Source organism: Pseudomonas sp. B14-6 (assembly GCF_013260315.1).
Lineage (GTDB): Bacteria > Pseudomonadota > Gammaproteobacteria > Pseudomonadales > Pseudomonadaceae > Aquipseudomonas > Aquipseudomonas mandelii.
In genome coordinates this window covers 2,992,554-3,013,711 of the sequence record NZ_CP053929.1, presented here as the reverse complement: position 1 = coordinate 3,013,711, position 21,158 = coordinate 2,992,554, and the positions used below count along the sequence as shown (strand labels likewise).

The 21,158-nt window shown below is 61.4% G+C and carries 17 protein-coding genes and 3 pseudogenes; 10 read left to right on the top strand and 10 right to left on the bottom strand.

Annotated features, from left to right (window positions below; genetic code table 11):
- Window positions 1–1,268: 1,268 nt before the first annotated feature.
- The gene (locus HP062_RS13735; protein WP_218585118.1) at window positions 1,269–2,174 is read right to left on the bottom strand and encodes a LysR family transcriptional regulator; all 906 of its coding nucleotides are present in this window, start codon (window positions 2,172–2,174) and stop codon (window positions 1,269–1,271) included.
- Between the two features lie 115 nt (window positions 2,175–2,289).
- Here HP062_RS13735 and HP062_RS13730 point away from each other — a divergent pair, with 115 nt between their 5' ends.
- Together HP062_RS13730 and HP062_RS13725 are read left to right on the top strand one after the other, a co-directional pair.
- Window positions 2,290–3,177: an MBL fold metallo-hydrolase gene (locus HP062_RS13730; protein WP_172791541.1), complete on the top strand. Its 888-nt coding sequence runs from the start codon at window positions 2,290–2,292 to the stop codon at window positions 3,175–3,177.
- Window positions 3,178–3,389: 212 nt separating this feature from the next.
- Window positions 3,390–4,004, top strand: coding sequence for an NAD(P)-dependent oxidoreductase (locus HP062_RS13725; RefSeq protein ID WP_172791540.1), 615 nt, complete (start codon window positions 3,390–3,392; stop codon window positions 4,002–4,004).
- A gap of 129 nt (window positions 4,005–4,133) precedes the next feature.
- Here the strand turns inward: HP062_RS13725 and HP062_RS13720 are convergent, their stop codons facing one another.
- Window positions 4,134–5,015 (bottom strand): LysR substrate-binding domain-containing protein, encoded by an 882-nt coding sequence (locus tag HP062_RS13720; RefSeq protein ID WP_172791539.1) that lies wholly within the window; start codon window positions 5,013–5,015, stop codon window positions 4,134–4,136.
- 159 nt (window positions 5,016–5,174) lie between these two features.
- Between HP062_RS13720 and HP062_RS13715 the strand changes: the two genes are divergently transcribed.
- From HP062_RS13715 to HP062_RS13690, 6 genes are all read left to right on the top strand, one after another.
- The gene (locus HP062_RS13715) at window positions 5,175–6,812 is read left to right on the top strand and encodes a 5-guanidino-2-oxopentanoate decarboxylase (protein ID WP_077750445.1); all 1,638 of its coding nucleotides are present in this window, start codon (window positions 5,175–5,177) and stop codon (window positions 6,810–6,812) included.
- Window positions 6,809–8,257 carry an aldehyde dehydrogenase family protein gene (locus HP062_RS13710; RefSeq protein ID WP_172791538.1) on the top strand — a complete coding sequence of 483 codons (1,449 nt, stop codon included), beginning with the start codon at window positions 6,809–6,811 and terminating at the stop codon, window positions 8,255–8,257. The genes HP062_RS13715 and HP062_RS13710 overlap by 4 nt, the downstream gene beginning before the upstream one ends.
- A 217-nt stretch (window positions 8,258–8,474) precedes the next feature.
- Complete coding sequence (locus HP062_RS13705; RefSeq protein WP_010457579.1) at window positions 8,475–9,578, top strand: extracellular solute-binding protein; 1,104 nt, start codon at window positions 8,475–8,477, stop codon at window positions 9,576–9,578.
- 194 nt (window positions 9,579–9,772) lie between these two features.
- Window positions 9,773–10,681 (top strand): ABC transporter permease, encoded by a 909-nt coding sequence (locus HP062_RS13700; protein WP_010457577.1) that lies wholly within the window; start codon window positions 9,773–9,775, stop codon window positions 10,679–10,681.
- Window positions 10,678–11,526 (top strand): ABC transporter permease, encoded by an 849-nt coding sequence (locus HP062_RS13695; protein ID WP_010457574.1) that lies wholly within the window; start codon window positions 10,678–10,680, stop codon window positions 11,524–11,526. Before HP062_RS13700 ends, HP062_RS13695 begins: the two co-directional genes overlap by 4 nt.
- A 15-nt stretch (window positions 11,527–11,541) precedes the next feature.
- The gene (locus tag HP062_RS13690) at window positions 11,542–12,597 is read left to right on the top strand and encodes an ABC transporter ATP-binding protein (protein ID WP_010457573.1); all 1,056 of its coding nucleotides are present in this window, start codon (window positions 11,542–11,544) and stop codon (window positions 12,595–12,597) included.
- A 113-nt stretch (window positions 12,598–12,710) separates the two neighbouring features.
- Here the strand turns inward: HP062_RS13690 and HP062_RS13685 are convergent, their stop codons facing one another.
- Window positions 12,711–13,640, bottom strand: coding sequence for an AraC family transcriptional regulator (locus HP062_RS13685; RefSeq protein WP_010457570.1), 930 nt, complete (start codon window positions 13,638–13,640; stop codon window positions 12,711–12,713).
- Between the two features lie 335 nt (window positions 13,641–13,975).
- On the opposite strand from HP062_RS13685, the gene HP062_RS13680 reads away from it, so the two are divergent.
- Window positions 13,976–14,329, top strand: a complete 354-nt coding sequence (locus HP062_RS13680; protein ID WP_077750448.1) for a putative quinol monooxygenase — start codon at window positions 13,976–13,978, stop codon at window positions 14,327–14,329.
- 41 nt (window positions 14,330–14,370) lie between these two features.
- A complete protein-coding gene (locus HP062_RS13675; protein WP_010457565.1) occupies window positions 14,371–14,604 on the top strand; it encodes a hypothetical protein in 234 nt (77 codons plus the stop codon).
- Here the strand turns inward: HP062_RS13675 and HP062_RS13670 are convergent, their stop codons facing one another.
- From HP062_RS13670 to HP062_RS13640, 7 genes and pseudogenes are all read right to left on the bottom strand, one after another.
- Complete coding sequence (locus HP062_RS13670) at window positions 14,605–15,234, bottom strand: flavin reductase family protein (protein WP_010457564.1); 630 nt, start codon at window positions 15,232–15,234, stop codon at window positions 14,605–14,607.
- Between the two features lie 241 nt (window positions 15,235–15,475).
- Window positions 15,476–16,795 carry an MFS transporter gene (locus tag HP062_RS13665; RefSeq protein ID WP_010457563.1) on the bottom strand — a complete coding sequence of 440 codons (1,320 nt, stop codon included), beginning with the start codon at window positions 16,793–16,795 and terminating at the stop codon, window positions 15,476–15,478.
- A 311-nt stretch (window positions 16,796–17,106) separates the two neighbouring features.
- Window positions 17,107–17,307, bottom strand: a pseudogene (locus HP062_RS13660) (helix-turn-helix domain-containing protein); the annotation flags it as partial.
- 121 nt (window positions 17,308–17,428) lie between these two features.
- Window positions 17,429–17,629 (bottom strand): annotated as a pseudogene (locus HP062_RS13655) (helix-turn-helix domain-containing protein); the annotation flags it as partial.
- 121 nt (window positions 17,630–17,750) lie between these two features.
- A pseudogene (locus HP062_RS13650) lies at window positions 17,751–17,951 on the bottom strand (helix-turn-helix domain-containing protein); the annotation flags it as partial.
- Between the two features lie 121 nt (window positions 17,952–18,072).
- Entirely contained in the window at window positions 18,073–19,398 is a 1,326-nt protein-coding gene (locus HP062_RS13645) for a sigma-54 dependent transcriptional regulator (RefSeq protein ID WP_172791537.1), read from the bottom strand.
- On the bottom strand, window positions 19,392–21,158 hold the full coding sequence (locus tag HP062_RS13640) for an ATP-binding protein (RefSeq protein ID WP_172791536.1): 1,767 nt from the start codon (window positions 21,156–21,158) through the stop codon (window positions 19,392–19,394). Before HP062_RS13640 ends, HP062_RS13645 begins: the two co-directional genes overlap by 7 nt.

The window sequence follows — 21,158 nt, the reverse complement described above, 5'->3', positions numbered from 1 at the left end:
GAGCATAGGTCAGCGGGAGTGAGTTGCCAGTGACAGGGCTTTTGTATGTACCCCGACATTCAGAACACTGATACCCCCCTGTGGGAGCGAGCCTGCTCGCGATAGCGGAGTGCCAGGCAACAGAGATGTTGAATGTCAGACCGTCATCGCGAGCAGGCTCGCTCCCACAAGGGGAGTGGAGTCGAGCGCAAAGGCTGCGGTATCACCAATCAAACTGTGGGAGCGAGCCTGCTCGCGATAGCGGAGTGTCAGGCAACAAAGATGTCAGATTTCAGACCGTCATCGCGAGCAGGCTCGCTCCCACAAGGGGAGTGGAGTCGAGCGCAAAGGCTGCGGTATCACCAATCAAACTGTGGGAGCGAGCCTGCTCGCGAAAGCGGAGTGCCAGGCAACAAAGATGTTGAATGTCAGACCGACATCGCGAGCAGGCTCGCTCCCACACGGGGAGTGGAGTCGAGCGCAAAGGCTGCGGTATCACCAATCAAACTGTGGGAGCGAGCCTGCTCGCGATAGCGGAGTGCCAGGCAACAAAGATGTTGAATGTCAGACCGACATCGCGAGCAGGCTCGCTCCCACAAGGGGAATTGAGTCGAGCGCAAAGGCTGCGGTATCACCAATCAAACTGTGGGAGCGAGCCTGCTCGCGATAGCGGAGTGTCAGGCAACAAAGATGTCAGATTTCAGACCGTCATCGCGAGCAGGCTCGCTCCCACGAGGGGAGTGGAGTCGAGCGCAAAGGCTGCGGTATCACCAATCAAACTGTGGGAGCGAGCCTGCTCGCGATAGCGGAGTGTCAGGCAACAAAGATGTCAGATTTCAGATCGACATCGCGAGCCTGCTCGCTCCCACAAGGGGAGTGGAGTCGAGCGCAAAGGCTGCGGTATCACCAATCAAACTGTGGGAGCGAGCCTGCTCGCGATAGCGGAGTGCCAGGCAACAGAGATGTTGAATGTCAGACCGTCATCGCGAGCAGGCTCACTCCCACAAGGGGAGTGGAGTCGAGGGCAAAGACTGCGGTATCACCAATCAAACTGTGGGAGCGAGCCTGCTCGCGATAGCGGAGTGTCAGGCAACAAAGATGTTGAATGTCGGACCGTCATCGCGAGCAGGCTCGCTCCCACAAGGGGAGTGGAGTCGAGCGCAAAGGCTGCGGTATCACCAATCAAACTGTGGGAGCGAGCCTGCTCGCGAAAGCGGAGTGTCAGGCAACAAAGATGTCAGATTTCAGACCGTCATCGCGAGCAGGCTCGCTCCTACAAGGGGATTCGGTTACAGGCCGATATCCCATGCCGGCTCTTCGGGAAACCTGAGCACCAGAAAATCCAGCATGCTGCGCAGCGCCGCCGGCATGTGCTTGCGTGAGGCGTATACCGCGTACACGTTCATCTGCCGGGGCTCGGCGTGTGGCAGCAGGCGGATCAGCTCGCCGCTGTGGATATGCACACCCGCCTGATAACTGGGCAGCATTGCCACCCCCGCACCCGCCATGGTTGCGCGCAGCAATGTGCTGGCTTCGTTGGCGCTGATGTTGCCCTGCACGGGCACCGACACCGGCTCGCCGTTCTCCTCGAAATGCCAGAGGCTTTTGCCGAAGTAGGAGTGGGTCAGGCAGTTGTGCTGGCTCAAGTCCTCGACCCGCTGCGGTGTCGGGTGTTCGCTCAGGTAAGCAGGGGAGGCGCAGATCACCGAGCGGCAGACGGTCAGCCGCCGGGCGATCAGGTTCGGGTCAAGGTCGTTGCTGGTGCGGATCGCCAGGTCGATGCGTTCATCCACCAGGTTCACCGTGCGGTCGAGCATCTGCATGTCGATGCTGACACCGGGGTACCTTTTGACGTAAGCCGCCATGGCATCCGCCAATTGCGCCTGGCCGAACGAGGTGCTGACGCTGATGCGCAGCAGGCCACGTGGCGCCTCGTCCGGCTCGCTGACAGCGGCTTGCATGTCGGTGGACAGGTCGAGCATCTGCCGACACCGGGGCAGAATCTCGCTGCCGGCGGCGGTCAGGCTCAATTTGCGCGTGGTGCGGTGCATCAAACGCGCGCCGACCCAATCTTCCAGCTCGGCCAGATAACGCGATACCACCGGCCGCGACATGTCCAGATGATCGGCGGCGGCCGACTGGCTGCCGAGGTCGACCACTGACACGAACACTCGCATTGCTTGTAGACGATCCATGATTTGCCCGCTTTCAGAAACAAACTATGTTCAAGCATCGCATTTTTTGTACTGAGTCATGCAACTAAGCTCTGTCCCCATCGCCAGACACGGCATTTGGACAACGGAGCAACAGATGATCGGCTTCACCTCTCTCAAGCGCTTTTTGCTGGCCACCGCCACCCTCGGCTTCGCGGCCCACGCGGCTGCGGCATCGACCCTGACCCTGAACGTGTACAACCCGGGCGACAAGGCAATCTTCCCGGTGACCTCGGTTCTGGTCAGCGGTGAGAAAGAAGCGATTCTGGTCGACGCGCAATTCGGCAAGTCCCAGGCCGAACAGGTGGTCGAGAAAATCCGCGCCAGCGGCAAGCAACTGACCACCATCTACATCAGCCACGGTGACCCGGATTACTACTTCGGCCTCGACACCCTGACCGCCGCCTTCCCGAACGCCAAAGTGCTGGCCTCGCAGCCGACCGTGGATCACATCAAGCACACCGTCGACGGCAAACTGGCGTTCTGGGGCCCGAAAATGGGCGCCGACGTGCCGGCCAAAACCATCGTGCCGGGCGTACTCAAGGGTGACAGCCTGATGCTTGAAGGGCAGAAGTTGCAGGTGGTGGGCCTGGACGGCAAGCAGCCGGACCGGACCTTTGTGTGGATCCCGTCGATCAAGGCCGTGGTCGGTGGCGTGGTCGTCGCCGAAAACATCCACGTGTGGATGGCCGACACCCAGACTGCGCAATCCCACACCGATTGGTTGGCTACGCTACATGCCATCGAAACCTTGAAACCGAAAACCATCGTGCCGGGGCATTACCTCGGTGAGAGCGCCCGTTCGCTGGCCGCCGTGCAGTTTACTGCCGATTACATCAAGGCCTTCGACGAAGAAACCCCAAGGGCCAAAGACGCCGCTGCGCTGATCGCCGCCATGAAAAAACGCTTCCCGACTTTGGGCGAAGAAAGCTCGCTGGAGCTGAGCGCGAAAGTCGCCAAGGGCGAGATGAAGTGGGGTGAATGAGTTTATGTGGCGAGTGGATTAACTGTGGCGAGGGAGCTTGCTCCCGCTGGACCGGGCTGGCGCTCCTGTGCGAAGCGCTCGCCCGCAGTGTTTGAGCCACAGCGCACTCTCAGGTTTTACGACTGCTGCGCAGCCGAACGGGAGCAAGCTCCCTCGCCACAATGTTGGATGCCAAACGAATACGCGTGTACTCAAGCCAACTGGAGAACGTCATGAGCAAAATCGCAATCATCGGTGCCACCGGCCGTGCTGGCAGCCAACTGCTGGAAGAAGCCCTGCGTCGGGGTCATAGCGTCACGGCCATTGCCCGCGACACCTCGAAGATCGCCCCGCGTGCCGGGGTGATCACCAAGGATGTCGATGCCCTTGATGCCCACGCGTTGCAAGCGTCCGTCGAAGGTCATGACGTGGTCATCAGCGCGGCACACTTCGCGACCCTTCCCGCCAGCGCGGTGATCGGGCCGGTGAAAAAGGCCGGGGTAAAACGACTTTTGGTGGTGGGCGGTGCAGGTTCATTGTTGCTGCCGGACGGCACTCGAGTGATCGACAGCAAGGGCTTTCCTGAGGAGTACAAGGCTGAGGCGAGCGCCGGGGCTTTGTTTCTGGAAAACCTGCGTCAGGAACAGGATCTGGACTGGACCTTTCTGTCACCGTCGGCGGAGTTCGTCGAAGGTGAGCGTACGGGGGCGTTTCGGGTGGGCAAGGATGATTTGCTGGTGAGCAGCGAAGGGCGGAGCTGGATTTCGTTCGCCGATTACGCGATTGCGCTGATCGATGAAGTGGAAGCGCCGAAGCATTCGCGGCAGCGGTTCACCGTCGGTTATTGAGTCACTGAAAAACCTGTGGGAGCGAGCCTGCTCGCGATAGCGGTGGGTCATTCAACAAATATGCCGACTGACTCACCGCTATCGCGAGCAGGCTCGCTCCCACAGGGTTATGCGCCAAGTCTTCGGGGCTCAGCGTGACTGAGCCTGCTCCACCAACCACCCCAACAACTCGCGCAACTTCGGCGAAGGCCCGGGTTTTTCCGGGAACACCAGGTAATACGCCAACCCTGTCTTCACCTTCAATTCAAACGGCATGACCAGTCGCCCAGCGCTCAGGTCGTCGTCAATCAACGACCAGTCCCCAATCGCCACGCCAGTCCCTTGGGACGCCATCGACATCGCCAGGTCCAGGGTTTCGAAATGCTGGCCCTTGCCGACATTGCTCAAGCGAATATCGGCGCTGGCCAGCCAGGCTTTCCAGTCGCGCTCATCGCGGGTCGGGTGCAACAGCATGTGTTGTTCCAGATCCTCCGGCGCTTGCAGCGGCACCGGCCCCTCAAGGTACGGCCGGGAGCAGACTGGCGTCAGTTGCTCATCGAACAGCCGATGGGACGCCAGTGATGTCTCCGGCGGTACGCCATAGATCACCGCCGCATCGAACTGCTCGCGATGAAAATCCACGCCGTGTTTCACCGTGGTGGTCAGTTCGACCGGTACATCCGGGCGCTCCCTTTGCCACTGCACCAGGCGCGGCAGCAGCCAGCGCATCACGCACGTCGGGGCCTTGAGTTGCAGGGTTTCGCGCTTCTCGCCGATCTGTTCCACCGCCTCGTCGATCAAGCCGAAAATCTGCTGCACCCGTGGCAGCCACTCGCGTCCTTCAGCGGTCAGGCTCAAGCCCCGGGCCTGGCGGATAAACAACTCATAACCCAGATGTTCTTCCAGCCCGGCGATCTGCCGGCTCACCGCGCCTTGGGTGATGTAGAGCTGTTCGGCGGCCCGAGTGAAGTTGCAGCACTGCGCGGTAATCAGAAAAGTGTGCAGCGCCGGCAGGGGAGGCAATCGTTTCATTTGGATCCAAGGTATGACGTGAGGACATGGCTAGTATGACTTTTTATCCATTGTTGCGGCTACGTGTCGCCCGTTCCAATGAGGCCATCCCTGGACCTGCCCACGCATCATAAACACTGCGCAGGCCCGGCGTCTCAAACGAACAAAAAGGGCAAAGACATGGCGACGTGCGGCGAAGTATTGGTCAAGTTACTCGAAGATTACGGGGTCGAGCAGGTGTTCGGCATTCCTGGGGTTCATACCGTGGAGCTGTATCGCGGGCTGGCCCGTTCGAGCATCAACCACGTCACGCCGCGTCACGAACAGGGCGCCGGTTTCATGGCCGACGGTTATGCGCGCACCAGTGGCAAACCGGGTGTGTGCTTCATCATTACCGGCCCTGGCATGACCAACATCACCACCGCCATGGGCCAGGCCTACGCCGATTCGATCCCGATGCTGGTGATTTCCAGCGTGCAATCGCGCAGCCAGTTGGGCGGTGGTCGCGGCAAGCTCCACGAGCTGCCGAACCAGAGCGCCTTGGTCGGCGGCGTGGCGGCGTTCTCCCACACTCTGATGTCGGCGGCTGAATTGCCGGGCGTATTGGCCCGCGCCTTTGCTCTGTTCCAGGCCGGCCGTCCACGCCCGGTTCACATCGAAATTCCGCTGGACGTGCTGGTCGAAGAAGCCGATGACCTGCTCGCCAGTCTCCCGGTGAACATCGACCGTGCCGGCGCCTCGCCAAGCGCCATCAGCCGCATGACCGCGCTGCTGGCCGGCGCCAAGCGCCCACTGATTCTCGCGGGTGGCGGTGCCATTGATGCCGCCGCCGAGTTGACCGAGTTGGCCGAACGGCTGGACGCACCCGTGGCCCTGACCATCAATGCCAAAGGCATGCTCGAATCCAGTCACCCGCTGCTGATCGGTTCGACCCAGAGCCTGGTTGCGACCCGTGCCTTGGTCGCCGAGGCCGACGTAGTGCTGGCCATCGGCACCGAACTGGCCGAGACCGATTACGACGTCACGTTTGCCGGCGGTTTCGAGATTCCCGGCGTGCTGCTGCGCGTGGACATCGACCCCGACCAGACCGTGCGCAATTACCCGCCGAAAGTCGCCCTGGTGGCGGACTCGCGTAACGCCGCGCAAGCCTTGCTCAGTGAACTGTCCAAGCACTCGCTGGCCGAGCGTCGCAACGATTGGGGACAAGTCCGCGCTGCCCGTCTGCGTGACGACCTCGCCGCCACCTGGGACGCCCCGACCCTGGCCCAGACCCGCTTCCTCGAAACCGTGTTGCACGAATTGCCGGACGCAGTGTTCGTCGGCGATTCGACCCAACCGGTGTACACCGGCAACCTGACCTTCAACCCGGAACGCCCGCGTCGCTGGTTCAATTCGTCCACCGGTTACGGCACCCTCGGTTACGCCTTGCCGGCGGCAATCGGCGCCTGGCTCGGTGGCAGCCTTGAAAACGGCGCGCGTCCTCCGGTGGTGTGCCTGATCGGTGACGGCGGCCTGCAATTCACCCTGCCGGAACTGGCCAGCGCCGTTGAAGCGCGCACCCCGGTGATCGTCCTGCTGTGGAATAACCAGGGCTACGAAGAGATCAAGAAATACATGGTCAACCGCGCCATCGAACCGGTGGGCGTGGACATCTACACCCCGGACTTCATCGGTGTGGCCAAGGCGCTGGGCTGTGCGGCGGAAGCGGTCAACGGTGTTGAACAACTGCGCAGCGCCTTGCGCAGCGCCGCCGACCGTCAGGGCCCGACCCTGATTGAAATCGATCAGACCCAGTGGATGAAGGCGGTATCGAAATGAGTTTCCCTACCACTCTGGACGGCCTGTACATCAACGGCCAATGGTCGGCTGGCAACGAACATCTGCGTGTGATCAACCCGGCGACCGAAGCCCTGTTGACCACCGTGAATGGCGGCGATGAAAAAGCCGTCGATCAAGCGGTCACCGCCGCCACCCAGGCGTTCGGCGAATGGTCGAAAACCACCGGTGCCGAACGCGGCGCGATCCTGCGCAGAATCGCCGCTGGCGTGCAGGCCGGGCGCGACCACTTGATGACGTTGCAGTCGAGCAACAACGGCAAGCCGCTGTTCGAAGCCGCCATCGACGTCGATGACGTGATCGCGACGTTCGAGTATTACGCCGGTCTCGCCGAAGGCCTCGATGCCAGACAAGACAGCAACGTCGAACTGCCCACCGACGATTTCAGCGCTCGCTTGCGCCGTGAACCGTGCGGCGTGGTCGGCCTGATCGTGCCGTGGAATTTCCCGATGGTCACCACGGCCTGGAAACTCGCCCCAGCCCTGGCGGCCGGTTGCTGCGTGGTGCTCAAACCGTCCGAAGTCACGCCGTTGCCCGAGCTGGAACTGGCGGCGATCGTCGCTGAAGCCGGCTTGCCGGATGGCGTGTTCAACCTGGTCTGCGGCACGGGCCTGGCCGTCGGCGCGCCGCTGTCGGCCGACCCGCGCATCGCCAAAATTTCCTTCACCGGCAGCAATGCGGTCGGTGTGCAGGTCATGCAACGTGCGGCGGAAACCGTCAAAGGCGTGAGCCTGGAACTGGGCGGCAAATCTTCGCTGCTGGTGCTCGCTGACGCCGACATCGAACTGGCGGTGGAAGTGGCCTGTGGCGGCGGTTTCTTCAACGCCGGGCAAATGTGCTCCGCCACCAGCCGCGTGCTGGTCGCTGATGAATTGGCAGATGAGTTCCTCATCCGATTGAAGGCCCGCGCCGAAGCCATTCGCGTCGCCGACCCGTTCGACCCGAACGTGGAAATGGGCGCGCTGGTCAATCAGGCGCAATACCAGCGTGTGCTGGGCCACATCGATCGCGGTTTGAGCGCCGGGGCCAAGCTGGTTAGCGGCGGTAATCGCCCTGCAGACCTGCCCCGCGGCTATTTTTTGCAGCCGACGATTTTCACCGAAGTGCCCCAGGGCAGTGCGTTGTGGTGTGAAGAGATTTTCGGCCCGGTGATCTGCGTGCGCAGTTTCGCCACCGAAGCCGAAGCGATTGCCGTGGCCAACGACAGCCAGTTTGGTTTGGTGGCCAGCGTGGTAACTCGCGACAACGAAGCCGCGGATCGGGTCGCCAACGCCTTGCAGGCGGGACTGGTGTGGATCAACGCGCCGCAAGTGATCTTCCCGCAGACCGCTTGGGGTGGCTACAAACAGAGCAGCATCGGCCGCGAATTGGGGCCGTGGGGCTTGCAGGCTTTCCAGGAAATCAAACACGTGATTCGCGCCGTCTGAAGGCACGAAACAGGTGAGTGCATGCCTCGTATCGAGGCATGCACTGGTGTCATGGCTTCGATGAGTTTTTATCGATAGTCAGGTGTTTTGCACGACCTCAGGATGAACTCACTGGTTCAGCCAAACCCCCGAAAATACGAGGGAAAACGCTGATCCGGCTGCGCGGATGCAACAGTTTCGACCTGCCTTATACCTACAAAAACAAAGGGAGTCCGTAATGGGCGAACATGATCTGAACAGACGTCAATTCATCAAAACCGTGGGCGTGGCGTCCGTAGCTGCGGCGGCCATGAGTTTGCCCTTCGTCAAGGCCAATGCCAGCGACACGCGCTTCCAGGGCAAGACCCTGCGCCTGTTGACCTGGTCCGACGACACCGGCCTGGCTGCACTGCGTAACATCGCGGCCACCTTCGAAGACAAATATGGTTGCAAGGTCATCGCTGACCGCACCGGCAGCACCTCGGAAATGGTCGCCAAACTCAAGGCCGCCGGCGATCGTCCGCAGTACGACATCATCACCCTGGCCGGCGTCGGCGCCGAAGGTCTGGCAGCAGCCAATCTGCTGGAAAAACCAGACCTCAACCGCATTCCCAACCTGGTCGACGTACCGGAGAAATACCGTACCGGCGCTAACGGTCACGGCATCGGTTACCTGCTGTGGTGCAACAGCCTCGTCTACAGCACCCGCACCATCAAGGAAGCACCGGACAGTTACGCCGCCCTGTGGGACGCCGAGCTGTCGCCGAACATCTTCCTGCCGCCGCCGAACTGGACCGAAGCGATGGACCTGATCATCATCGCCGCCAAACTGGCCGGGGGTGACGAGCACAACATCGAGCCGGGCTTCAAGAAACTCGCCGAGCTGAAAGACCGTGTGGTCACCCTGGGTGAAAACCCGAACCAGATCGCCGAATTGTTCCGCACCGGTTCCCTGGACATGGGCGGCCTGTACGCACCGGCGTTCTTCCCGAAACAGATCCGCGATCCGGCCTATGGCCTGGGCGCTACGTTCGGGATGAAGGAAGGTTTCTACACCGACCTGATGCTCTCGGTGATGCCGAAGAACCGTCCGGGCGATACCGACCTGACCTACGCCTTCATCAACCACTCTCTGGACCCGCTGGTGCAGGGCAAGATGGCCGAGGACATCTACAACGGCCCGGTCAACGCCAAGGCGATCATCTCCGCCGAAGCGCGCAAGAGCCCTTACATCCTCACGCCGGAGCAGATTGCCGAGAAGGCGATCATGCACGACAACGCCTTCCTGGCCTCCGTGCATGACCAATGGATTCGTCGTTACACGGAAATCTTTTCTTCCTGATTGAGTGGCGAACACAAGATCTTCAACCAATGAAGATCCCCTGTGGGAGCGAGCCTGCTCGCGAATGCGGACCGACATCCAACGATTGTGTCGGCTGATAGACCGCCATCGCGAGCAGGCTCACTCCTACAAGGGGGCGGAGTGGTCTGAGGTCCTGTGTTTGTCAGCTGCTTTCCATTGACGAGACCTTTGCTATGGAACACCAACCTCTGACTCATCCGGTCGCCGCCGCTCCCGTGCGTGCCAATCGGGGTGTTTCGCCGACGGCGCGTGCGTGGTTTTTCCTCTCGCCCTCGATGCTGTTTCTGGGCGTGCTGATTGCCGCCAGCCTGCTGGTACTGCGCATGAGCGTGGGCACCAAAGGCGCAGAGTGGACCGGGTTCAGCCTGGCCAGTTATGCCCAATTGCTCGAACCCTATTACCTCAAATCCTTGCTGCTGACCCTGCGTCTGGCGCTGATCAGCGCGGTGATCGCGGTGTTGCTGGCGATTCCGGTGGCCTACACCATGTCGCGCCTGACCTCGCCGTTCGTGCGACGGATCTTCCTCGCGGCGGTGCTGCTGCCGTTGCTGGTCAACCTGCTGCTGCAAAGCTACGGCTGGCTGGTGATTCTCGGCCCTGGCGGCATGCTCAATCAGGCACTGATGGGCCTGGGCCTGATCAAGCGACCGATCATGCTGCTCTACAACCAGAACGGCGTGTTGATGGGCCTGGTGCAAACCGCGTTCCCGTTGGCCGTGCTGCCGATTGCCAGCGCCATGCGCGGCGTCGCCCGCACTTACGAAGAAGCCGCCGCCACCCTAGGGGCAAGTCGCTTCCAGGTGTTCCGCCAGGTGGTGCTGCCGATGAGCATGCCGGGGATCATCACCGGCGCGACGTTGGTGTTTGCCTACAACGCCAGCAGTTTTGTGGTGCCGTTGCTGCTCGGCGGTCGGCGCGTGCCGATGCTGGCGGTGATGGTGCATGACCAGATCGCCCCGCTGATGAACTGGCCCGCCGCGTCCGCTGCCGGAGTGGTGCTGATTGTCACCACGCTGGCGATCATGACCTTGTCCGAATTCATCACTGGCCGTCGTCGGCGCATGCTGGAGGCTTCCCAATGAGCACGTTGACCAAGAAACGTTATGGGCTGCTGCCCGGTGAGACCGGCAAGTTTGCCGGCATTCTCTCGGGCTTCATCCTGCTGCTGGCGGTGTTGCCGATCCTGACCATGATCGTCATGTCGTTCAGCGGCGCATCGAACCTCGACTTCCCGCCGAGCAGTTACAGCCTGCAATGGTACAAGGCGGCCTGGCACACCTTTGTGTCGCCCGATGCCAGCGATGTGCTGAGCCTGGGCAAAGCCATGACCACCAGCCTGATGGTGGCGTGCCTGACCATGGTCTTCGCCACCATTGTGGCGGTGCCGGCGGCTTACGCGCTGACCCGTTGCGAGTTCCGTGGCAAGGCCGTGGCGCTGCAACTGATGTCGCTGCCGCTGGTGTTTCCGATGGTGGTGTTGGGCCTGGCATTGCTGCTGGTGTTCGACAGCCTGCCGTTCCAGATGACCACCTCGCGGCTGGTGATTGCCCACGTGATCCTGGCCCTGCCGTTCGTGGTGAAGAACTGCACCGCCGCGATGCTCTCCATCGGCAGCGAAGTCGAAGAGGCCGCGCAAATGCTTGGCGCTTCACCGCTGCGGGCGATTATCGATGTGGTGGTGCCGTTGATGAAGTCGGGGATTCTGGCGGGCATGCTGCTGGCGTTCATCGTTTCGTTCAACGAATTCACCGTGACCTATTTCCTCTACACCATCGATGTGATGACCGTGCCGATCTGGATGTACAGCCGCACCGTGTCGTCGCTCGACCCCACCGTATTTTCGTTTGCCGTGCTGATCGTGCTGATCGACTTCGTCCTGATCTGGGCGCTGGAGAAGCTGGTCGGTGAAGGTGGCGTTTCGTTCTGATTCTTGAGGTGATTTATGTCTGGTCTGATTCTGGAAAACGTCGAGAAACATTACGGCTCGGCCTGCGCGGTAAAGGATGTAAACCTGCATTTGCCGGAAGGCAAACTGGTATGTTTCCTCGGCCCGTCGGGCTGCGGTAAAACCACCCTGCTGCGGATGATCGCCGGGCTTGAGACCCTGAGCGGCGGCGAAATTCGCCTGGACGGTGAAGACATCGGCCACACCCCGGCGCATCAGCGCAACTTCGGCATGGTGTTCCAGTCCCTGGCGCTGTTCCCGCACATGACGGTGGGGGAGAACATCGCCTATCCGCTGAAACTGCGCGGGGTCAGCAAGGCTGACCAGCAGGCGCGGGTGGTGGAGTTGCTGGAATTGATTCAGCTGAGCGAGATGATTGATCGCCCGGTGGCCAAACTCTCCGGCGGTCAACGCCAGCGCGTGGCGATTGCCCGGGCGATTGCCAACCACCCGAAAATCCTCCTGCTGGATGAACCGCTGTCGGCGCTCGACGCCAAGCTGCGCGAATCGATGCAGGTGGAAATTCGTCAGCTGCAACAGCGCCTGAACATCACCACGATCATGGTGACCCACGACCAGCGTGAAGCCATGACCATGGCCGATATCGTGGTGGTGCTGGGTGAACATCGGGTGCAGCAGGTGGGGTCGCCAATTGAAATCTACCGGCACCCGGCCAACGAATTTGTCGCCGACTTTATCGGCTCGGGCAACATCTTCCCCGCCACGGCGCTGGGCAACGGCAAGGTCGGGTTGCCGGGGGGCGCCGCGCTGGAAGTGCCGATTTGCAGCAGCATTGTGGTGGGGGAGAAGGTGAAGATGCTGATTCGTCCTGAAGACCTGCAACTGTCGCACCCGCAGGCCACGGCGGGAAATCGGTTGCTCGGTACGGTGACGTTCGTGCGCGATATCGGCGCGACGATTGAAACGACGGTGGAGTGTTCCGGGGTTTCATTTACGGCGCTGAGCACGCCGTGTCAGGGGTTTGGGTTGAGCATTGGCAACCCGGTGTCGGTGACCTTGCCGGCTGAGGCGTGCCGCGTACTCGGCGCCTGACTGACTGGCCCCATCGCGAGCAGGCTCACTCCTACAGTGGGTCGGTGTACACCGGCCTATGTAGGAGTGAGCCTGCTCGCGATAGGGCCGGCAAAACCAGCACAAAAATCAGATCAAACGGACAACCGCAACCGCGCCAGATCCCTTAACGGCGGTGCCCCAAACAACCGGCTGTATTCCCGGCTGAATTGCGACGGGCTTTCATACCCCACCCGATACCCCGCCGCCGAAGCCTCCAGCCCTTCGGCCAGCATCAACCGCCGCGCTTCCTGCAAGCGCAGTTGCTTCTGATACTGCAGCGGACTCATCGCCGTCATCGCCTTGAACCGGTGATGCAACGTCGAGACGCTCAGGTTCACTTCCTTCGCCAGATCATCGATGCGCAGCGGTTGCTCATAGTTGCCGTTAAGCCACTTGATCGCCTGGCTGATGCGGTGGCTCTGGCTATTGGCAATCGCAATCTCATACAGCCGATGGCCCTGCTGACTGCGCAACAACCGATAAAGAATCTCCCGGCGAATCAGCGGTGCGAGCATGGCGATGTCTTTCGGGGTATCGAGCAAACGCGCCAGACGCAACACCGCGTCGAGCATCGCCGTATCGATCCGTTCGACATATAAGCCGCGTCCGGTGGGACGGGTCGGTACGCCCAAAGGGCCGGCGTCGGCAATCAGCGCGGTGATTTCAGCCGGATCAATATCCAGTCGCACCGCGAGAATCGGTTCTTGCGACGTGACGTTCACCACCCGCCCGCTCAACGGCATCGAAACCGACACCACCAGGTAATTCAGCGGGTCGTAATTAAAGTATTCGTCGGCCAGCCTGACCTCTTTTCGCCCCTGCGCCATGATGCACAGCGCGGGTTGCGCCAGCACCGGGGCAAATTCATGGGACTTGCAGTGTTTGGACATGAACAGCGAGCCGACGGCAGTGGCATAAGTGCCATCGTCCGTGGTGTTGCGCCGGATGATAGTGGCCAGTTCAGCGCGCTGTTTCTCCATGTCGGCATCCAGCGGGGCTTGAAAGTGATCGAACGACGACATGCCGGGCATCCTCGTTGAGGCGTTGGTAATGAGGCCAGCTTAAGTTTGTGCAAGACAGAGCGGTAGACACATCCTGCCTCAGGCTTGCCTGATTCTGCATCGAGTGGATCAGCGGTGCCTCTATGGCTGCTGCAACTCAGGGAAACTTGCTTGAAAGCCGAGTTTTGTTGGTACGAACGCTTTTACAGGTTGTTACAGGTTTATCGAAACGCCGCGCAGGATTGTGCAACAAGCCGGCAGGAATCGACTAACCGCGCTTCCCCCTGCGCGCTTAACCTTTGATCCTGTCGCAGCCCGTCCCCCGGCTGCCACTCGACTCCCTGGGAGGGTTGAACATGTCTACGCAGATCCCCGTCAGTCACATGGCTTTTGTTCGTGCCCGCGCCGGGCGTTCGGCAGAACTCGGTGCGCGCCTGAGCGCCTTGATCGAGCCGTCCCGCAGCGCGCCGGGTTGCCTGAGTTTTTCCCTGCAGCATTCGCAATGCGATCCGGAGTTGTGGCTTGTGTCCGGTTTCTGGACGAACCAGCAAGCGATGACGGCCTATTTCGGCACCCCGGCGATGGAGATTTTCGCCGAGCTGGTGCAGGAGTTGGTGGTCAACAGCCTGGATTTTCATACCTTCAAGGACGTGTCGGCCGACCAGGCGCGGGGGCAGTCCGGGTCGTGGGTACACAAAATGGCGGGTTGAGGGTTTAATGGCTGCATTCTCAATCAGCCAGGATCCGCGACATGGCACGTAAAGCCTTTGAAACCTTCGAAGCTGTATCCGCTGTAATGCCCCGTGAGGGTGGCGGTTATTTCGCGGCGATAGCCACCAAAGCCATCGGCGGTTCCGGTGCGCCGCGCTTCAACAAACTATTGGAAGACCAGACATTCACCACCGCTACCTCGGCGGACGAAGCCGCCGCGATGCAGTTGACTCACCTCAAGGGCGTCGACGAAGAGGGCGGGCTGCTCTGGTAATCACTTGACCGCCCCCGGGCGCCACATTTTGAACAATGCCTCTGGCCCCAGCTGAAAGTAATCCGCTGGCCCGCCGCCGCGCAGAATCGGTTCTGCCGCGGCGGTGTCGTACACCCCGTCTTTCAACAGCCACTTGGCGATATGCACGGCGACCACTTCGCCCAGAATCAGCCAGCTCGGCACCACGTTCCCGTCCGCCCGCTGCAACTGAATGATCTGCGTGACCTTGCACTCGAAGGACACCGGGCTTTCGGCGACCCGTGGCACTTGAATGACTTTCGAGGCGACCGGGGTCAGGCCAGACAGCTCGAACTCGTTGACCTCGGGCGGGACCATGGCGCAGCTCTGGTTCATCTGCTCGGCCAGTGGCCGGGTGGCCAGGTTCCAGGCGAACTCGCCGGTCTGCTCGATGTTGTTCAGGCTGTCTTTACGGCCGACGCTGGAAAACCCGATGATCGGCGGAATGTAATTGAAGGCGTTGAAGAAGCTGTAAGGCGCCAGGTTCAAGCGGCCGTTGGCGTCTTGGGAGGAAATCCAGCCGATAGGGCGCGGGCCGACGATGGCGTTGAACGGGTCATGCGGCAGGCCGTGGCCGTTGGCGGGTTCGTAGAAGTGGATGTCGTCGGGCATGGCATATATTCCGGGAGGCTCGGGAGGCAGTCATGGTGCAAGGACGAACGGATAATTTCCAGCGATGAGATTCAAATATGGGAGCGAGCCTGCTCGCGGTAGCGGTGTGTCAGTCAGCCAATGTGTAGCTGATACGCCGCTATCGCGAGCAGGCTCGCTCCCACAGGGTTTTGTGTGTCGGTTGCAAACAAAAGGGGCAGACCCGTTAAGGTCTGCCCCTTTTTTTATTGCGCGGGCTGACTCAGTCCGTCTCGATCCGCGAATGCTTGCGGGTGTCTTTCATGGTGATGTACACCAGCAACGACACGGCAATACACGCCGTCACGTACCAGTAGTAACCGGTTTCCATGCCGATGCTCTTGAACCACAGTGCGATGTATTCAGCGGTGCCGCCGAAGATTGATACGGTCAGCGCATACGGCAGGCCGACGCCCAGTGCACGGATTTCGGTCGGGAACAGTTCGGCTTTCACCACCGCGTTGATCGAGGTGTAGCCGCTGACGATGATCAGCGCCGCCATGATCAGGAAGAACGCGCCCCACCAGGATTGAATGGTGTGCAGGGTGGTCAGGATCGGCACGGTGAACAGCGTCCCGAGCACGCCGAAGGCGATCAGGATCGGACGACGACCGACCTTATCCGACAAGCCGCCGATGATCGGTTGCAGGCACATGAACAGGAACAGCGTGGCGGCGGAAATGGTGGTGGAGTCGGAGATGCTCATGCCGACGGTGTTCACCAGGTATTTCTGCATGTACGTGGTGTAGGTGTAGAACGCCAGGGTGCCGCCCATGGTCAGGCCGACCACGGTCATCAGTTCCTTGGGGTGGCGCATCAAGGTGCGCATTGCGCTTTCCTTGGCCTTTTCTTTCTTGGTGAACGACTCGGTTTCTTCCATGCCACGACGCAGGTACAGCGCGACCACGGCACACAGCGCGCCGATGGCGAACGGGATGCGCCAGCCCCAGGCGTACAGCTCTTCGGTGGTCAGGACTTGTTGCAGCACGATCAACACCGCCAAGGCGATGAGCTGACCCGAAATCAGGGTCACGTACTGGAAGCTGGAGTAGAAGCCGCGACGATCCTTGGTCGCCATCTCGCTGAGGTAGGTGGCCGAGGTGCCGTACTCGCCACCGACCGACAGGCCTTGCAGCAGGCGGGCGAAAATCAGCAGGATCGGTGCGCCGATGCCGATGGTTTCATAACCGGGGCTCAGGGCAATCAGCAGCGAGCCGAAACACATCAGGTACACCGAAGCCATCAAAGCTTTCTTGCGACCGGCCTTGTCGGCGTACAGGCCCATCAGCCAGCCACCGATCGGGCGCATCAGGAAGCCCACGGCGAAGATCGCGGCGGTGTTGAGCAGTTGTGCGGTGGTGTCGCCTTTTGGAAAAAAGGCCTTGGCGAAATACAGGGAGAAGGCAGCGTAGACGTACCAGTCGTACCACTCGACCATGTTGCCGACAGAGCCGCTGAAGATCGACTTGATGCGACTGGCGGTGGTTCTTTCTTTGGCGGGCACGGCAGCCGACCCAAGGGGCAGGGCGTTGGAGTTATCCATTGAAGGATCCTTCGTTTAATTGTTTTTGTGGAGCGCGTTGAAACGCAGCCTGCATGGGCTATAGCAGGAGGTGTGCCAGATCAAGGAGGGCTGGTTTAGAGGGGTTGCGGGGATTGGGTGAGCGGAAATCCGCTTATGCCGGGCTGGGCGTGAGCGGAAAATTGCTTATCAGGCTCGTGGATGTGCGTTGTTTGCATTGGCCTTTTCGCGGGCAAGCCTCGCTCCTACGGTATTTGTGTCGCTCGACAATATTGCAAACGACGCAAACCCTGTAGGAGCGAGGCTTGCCCGCGAAGAGGCCCGTTCAGGCACTACGAGAACATCTCCCGAGTCAGCCCATGCCGCTGCATCTTTTCATTGAAGGTCCGGCGCGGCAGTTGCAGTTCTTCAAGTACCGCTTTCACGTCGCCCTTGTGCCGGGTCAGCGCCGCGCGCAGGCAATGCGCTTCGAACGCTTCGGCCTGCGCCGCCAGCGACTGGCCGGGATCGATGCCGGCCGGTTCCGGCTCGCCCTTGCATTGGCCTTTTCGCGGGCAAGCCTCGCTCCTACGGTATTTGTGTTGCTCGACAATATTGCAAACGACGCAAACCCTGTAGGAGCGAGGCTTGCCCGCGAAGGGGGCCGTTCAGGCACTACGAGAACATCTCCCGAGTCAGCCCATGCCGCTGCATCTTTTCATTGAAGGTCCGGCGCGGCAGTTGCAGTTCTTCAAGTACCGCTTTCACGTCGCCCTTGTGCCGGTTCAACGCCGCGCGCAGGCAATGCGCTTCGAACGCTTCGGCCTACGCCGCCAGCGACTGGCCGGGATCGATGCCGACCGGTTCCGGCTCGCCCTTGCATTGGCCTCTTCGCGGGCAAGCCTCGCTCCTACGGTATTTGTGTCGCTCGACAATATTGCAAACGACGCAAACCCTGTAGGAGCGAGGCTTGTCCGCGAAGGAGGCCGTTCAGGCACTACGAGAACATTTCCCGAGTCAGCCCATGCCGCTGCATCTTTTCATTGAAGGTCCGGCGCGGCAGTTGCAGTTCTTCAAGTACTGCTTTCACGTCGCCCTTGTGCCGGGTCAGCGCCGCGCGCAGGCAATGCGCTTCGAACGCTTCGGCCTGCGCCGCCAGCGACTGGCCGGGATCGATGCCGGCCGGTTCCGGCTCGCCCTTGCATTGGCCTCTTCGCGGGCAAGCCTCGCTCCTACGGTATTTGTGTCGCTCGACAATATTGCAAACGACGCAAACCCTGTAGGAGCGAGGCTTGCCCGCGAAGGGGGCCGTTCAGGCACTACGAGAACATCTCCCGACTCAGCCCATGCCGCTGCATCTTTTCATTGAAGGTCCGGCGCGGCAGTTGCAGTTCTTCAAGTACTGCTTTCACGTCGCCCTTGTGCCGGGTCAGCGCCGCGCGCAGGCAATGCGCTTCGAACGCTTCGGCCTGCGCCGCCAGCGACTGGCCGGGATCGATGCCGACCGGTTCCGGCTCGCCCAGCCCCAGCACCTGACGTTCGGCCACGTTTGCCAGTTCGCGCACATTGCCCGGCCAGTCGTGGCTCAGCAGATGGCTCAACTGCGGGCCGCTCAACGGTGGAAACGTGCGGCCCAAACGTTCGGCGGCCTTCTGCGCAAACGATTCGAACAACAACGGAATGTCTTCACGCCGCTCGCGCAAGGGCGGCAGGCGCAACTCAGCGACGTTCAAGCGATACGCCAGGTCCTCGCGAAAACGCCCGGCCCGTGCCTCGTCCAGCAGATCAGGCTTGGTCGCGGCGATGATCCGCAGATCCACGCGAATGCTCTGATTGGAGCCCAGTCGCTCAAGCTTCTGCTCCTGCAACACCCGCAGCAATTTCACCTGCTGGGCCAGGGGCATGCTTTCGATTTCATCGAGAAACAGCGTGCCGCCATCGGCGTATTCAAGCTTGCCGATACGTTTACCCGAGGCGCCGGTGAACGCGCCGCTCTCATGGCCGAACAATTCCGCCTCGAACAGCTGCTCGGGAATCGCCGCGCAATTGAGCGCCACGAACGGTTTGTCCGCGCGCGGCCCGAAGTCGTGCAGGCAGCGGGCGACCAACTCTTTGCCGCTGCCGGTTTCACCACGAATCAATACGTTGACCGGCAGCGTCGCCAGATCCAGCACCTGTCGGCGCAACGTCTGCAAACCACGGGACACGCCCAGCAGCGTCGCGTCGAGTTTGGCGCGGTTGTCCGCCAACTCATGCAAGGCGCGGTTTTCCAGCACCAGCCGGCGCTTGTCCAGCGCCCTGCGCAAGCTGCTCAGCAGGGTTTCCGGGCTAAAGGGTTTTTCCAGAAAGTCGTAGGCGCCATCGCGCATGGCGTCGACCGCCATCGGCACATCGCCGTGGCCGGTCAGCAGAATCACCGGCAAGTCGACATCGCGGCGCTGAACTTCGGCCAGCAGCTCCAGGCCGGTCATGCCGGGCATGCGCACGTCGCTGAGGATCACCCCGGGAAAGTGAGTGGGCAATTGCGCCAGGCACTCATCGGCGCGGCTGAACAGTTGCACCTCGAAACCCGACAGGCTCAGCCATTGCTCGACGGCGCTGCGAATGCTGCTTTCGTCGTCGACCACCATCACGGAATTCAGCATGGACTGTGGGCCTCCAGGTCGATGGGTAAAGTCACGGTGAACACGGCGCCGTTGGCATGATTGTCGGCGCTCAGGCGACCGCCCGATTCGTGCACGATGGCAAACGATACCGCCAAGCCAAGACCCAGGCCATCACCCACCGGTTTGGTGGTGAAGAACGGATCGAACACGTTCGGCAGATGCTCTTCGGCGATGCCGCCGCCATTGTCGGTGACGGTCAGGCGCCAGAGTTGCTCGTCGGCTTCGAGGCGGATTTCCAGGCGTTTGCAGGGTTTGTCCTGCATCGCGTCCAAGGCATTGCGCAGCAGATTGATCAACACCTGTTCCAGACGGATCGCATCGCCGCGCCCCCACGCCGGGCGCGTCAGGTGCAGCACGGTGCTGACCTGCTCATCACGCAGGCGCGCGTCGAGCAATTGCAGCGATTGGTCCACCACCGCCGCCAGGTCCAGACGTTCGCGCAAGCCGCTGGGGCTTTTGCGGGCGAAGGTTTTCAGGTGGCCGGTGAGGGCGGCCATGCGCGTCAGCATGTCGTCCACCGGTTTCAACGCCTTGTAGGCATCGTCGACCCGACCGTGATCGAGCAGCAGACGCAAGGTGGCCAGTTGCATGCGCTGGGCGGTCAGTGGCTGATTGATTTCATGGGCGAGGGCGGCGGACATCTGGCCGAGGGCCGCGAGTTTGGCCGATTGCACCAGACCGTCCTGAGCGGTGCGCAGGTCGCGGGTGCGCTCTTCGACCAATTGTTCGAGTTCTTCACGGCTGCGCTGGCGCATTTTCGCCAGGCGCCAGCGCTGGTTGAGGAACAGCAACAGAAACACCAGCGCCAGCCACAGCCCGGCAGCGGCGAGTGCGGCATTGCGGCTGTCTTCGAAGGCGACGTGCGGGCGGCGCAGCAGGTGCAGGGTCCAGCCTTCCGTGCTCAGCGGCAGTGATTCCCAGAGGTAATTGGCCGTGCCATCAGGACCGACGACCCGCGCCAGATCGCTGTTGTCGTCGAAGCGCTGCAGCGATTGATAGTCCAGTGGGGTCAGCGGTTGTTTGTCGTATTGGCGGGTGGCCTTGAGCTCGGCGTGATCGCTGTCGCTCAAGGGTTTCAACGAGCGGTAGCGCCAGCCCGGCTGATTGGCGATGAAGATAATGCCGCGTGCATCGCTGACCAGCAGCGTGTCGCTGCCCTGACGCCATTCGCGCTCCAGTTCCGGAAACTCAAGCTTCACCACCATCGCGCCGAGGAACTCGCCGCTGTCGCTGGTGACCGCGCTGGACAGGAAATAGCCCGGAATGCCGCTGGTCACCCCCACCGCGTAAAAGCGCCCGGTGCCCTGAGTGCGGGTCTGGCTGAAGTAGGGGCGAAAACCGTAGTTGTGACCGACGTAACTGCTGGGCAAGCGCCAATTGCTGGCCGCCACGGCGAGGCCGGTGCGGTCGAGCAGTTCCAGGGTCGAGGACTGCGCGGCGCCGTTGATTTTTTCCAGTTTGCGGTTCAACGCGTCCTGTTGTTCCGCCGTGACCTGACCGTTGAGCGCAGCGCGCAACTCCGGGTCCAGCGCCAGCACGGCGGGCAGGGCGCGGTAGCGATCAATCAGGGTGTGCAGGGAATTGGCGTAGAGCGCCAGTTGCTGATTGGCCCGCGCAGCGTCCTCGACCAGCGCTTGGCGTTCGGTGTGACGCAGGGCAATTCCGGCCGCCAGTGCGGCACCGGCAACGATCAGCAAGGTGTACAGCGTCAGGCGTAACGTGCGAGAAGTCGGCAGCAT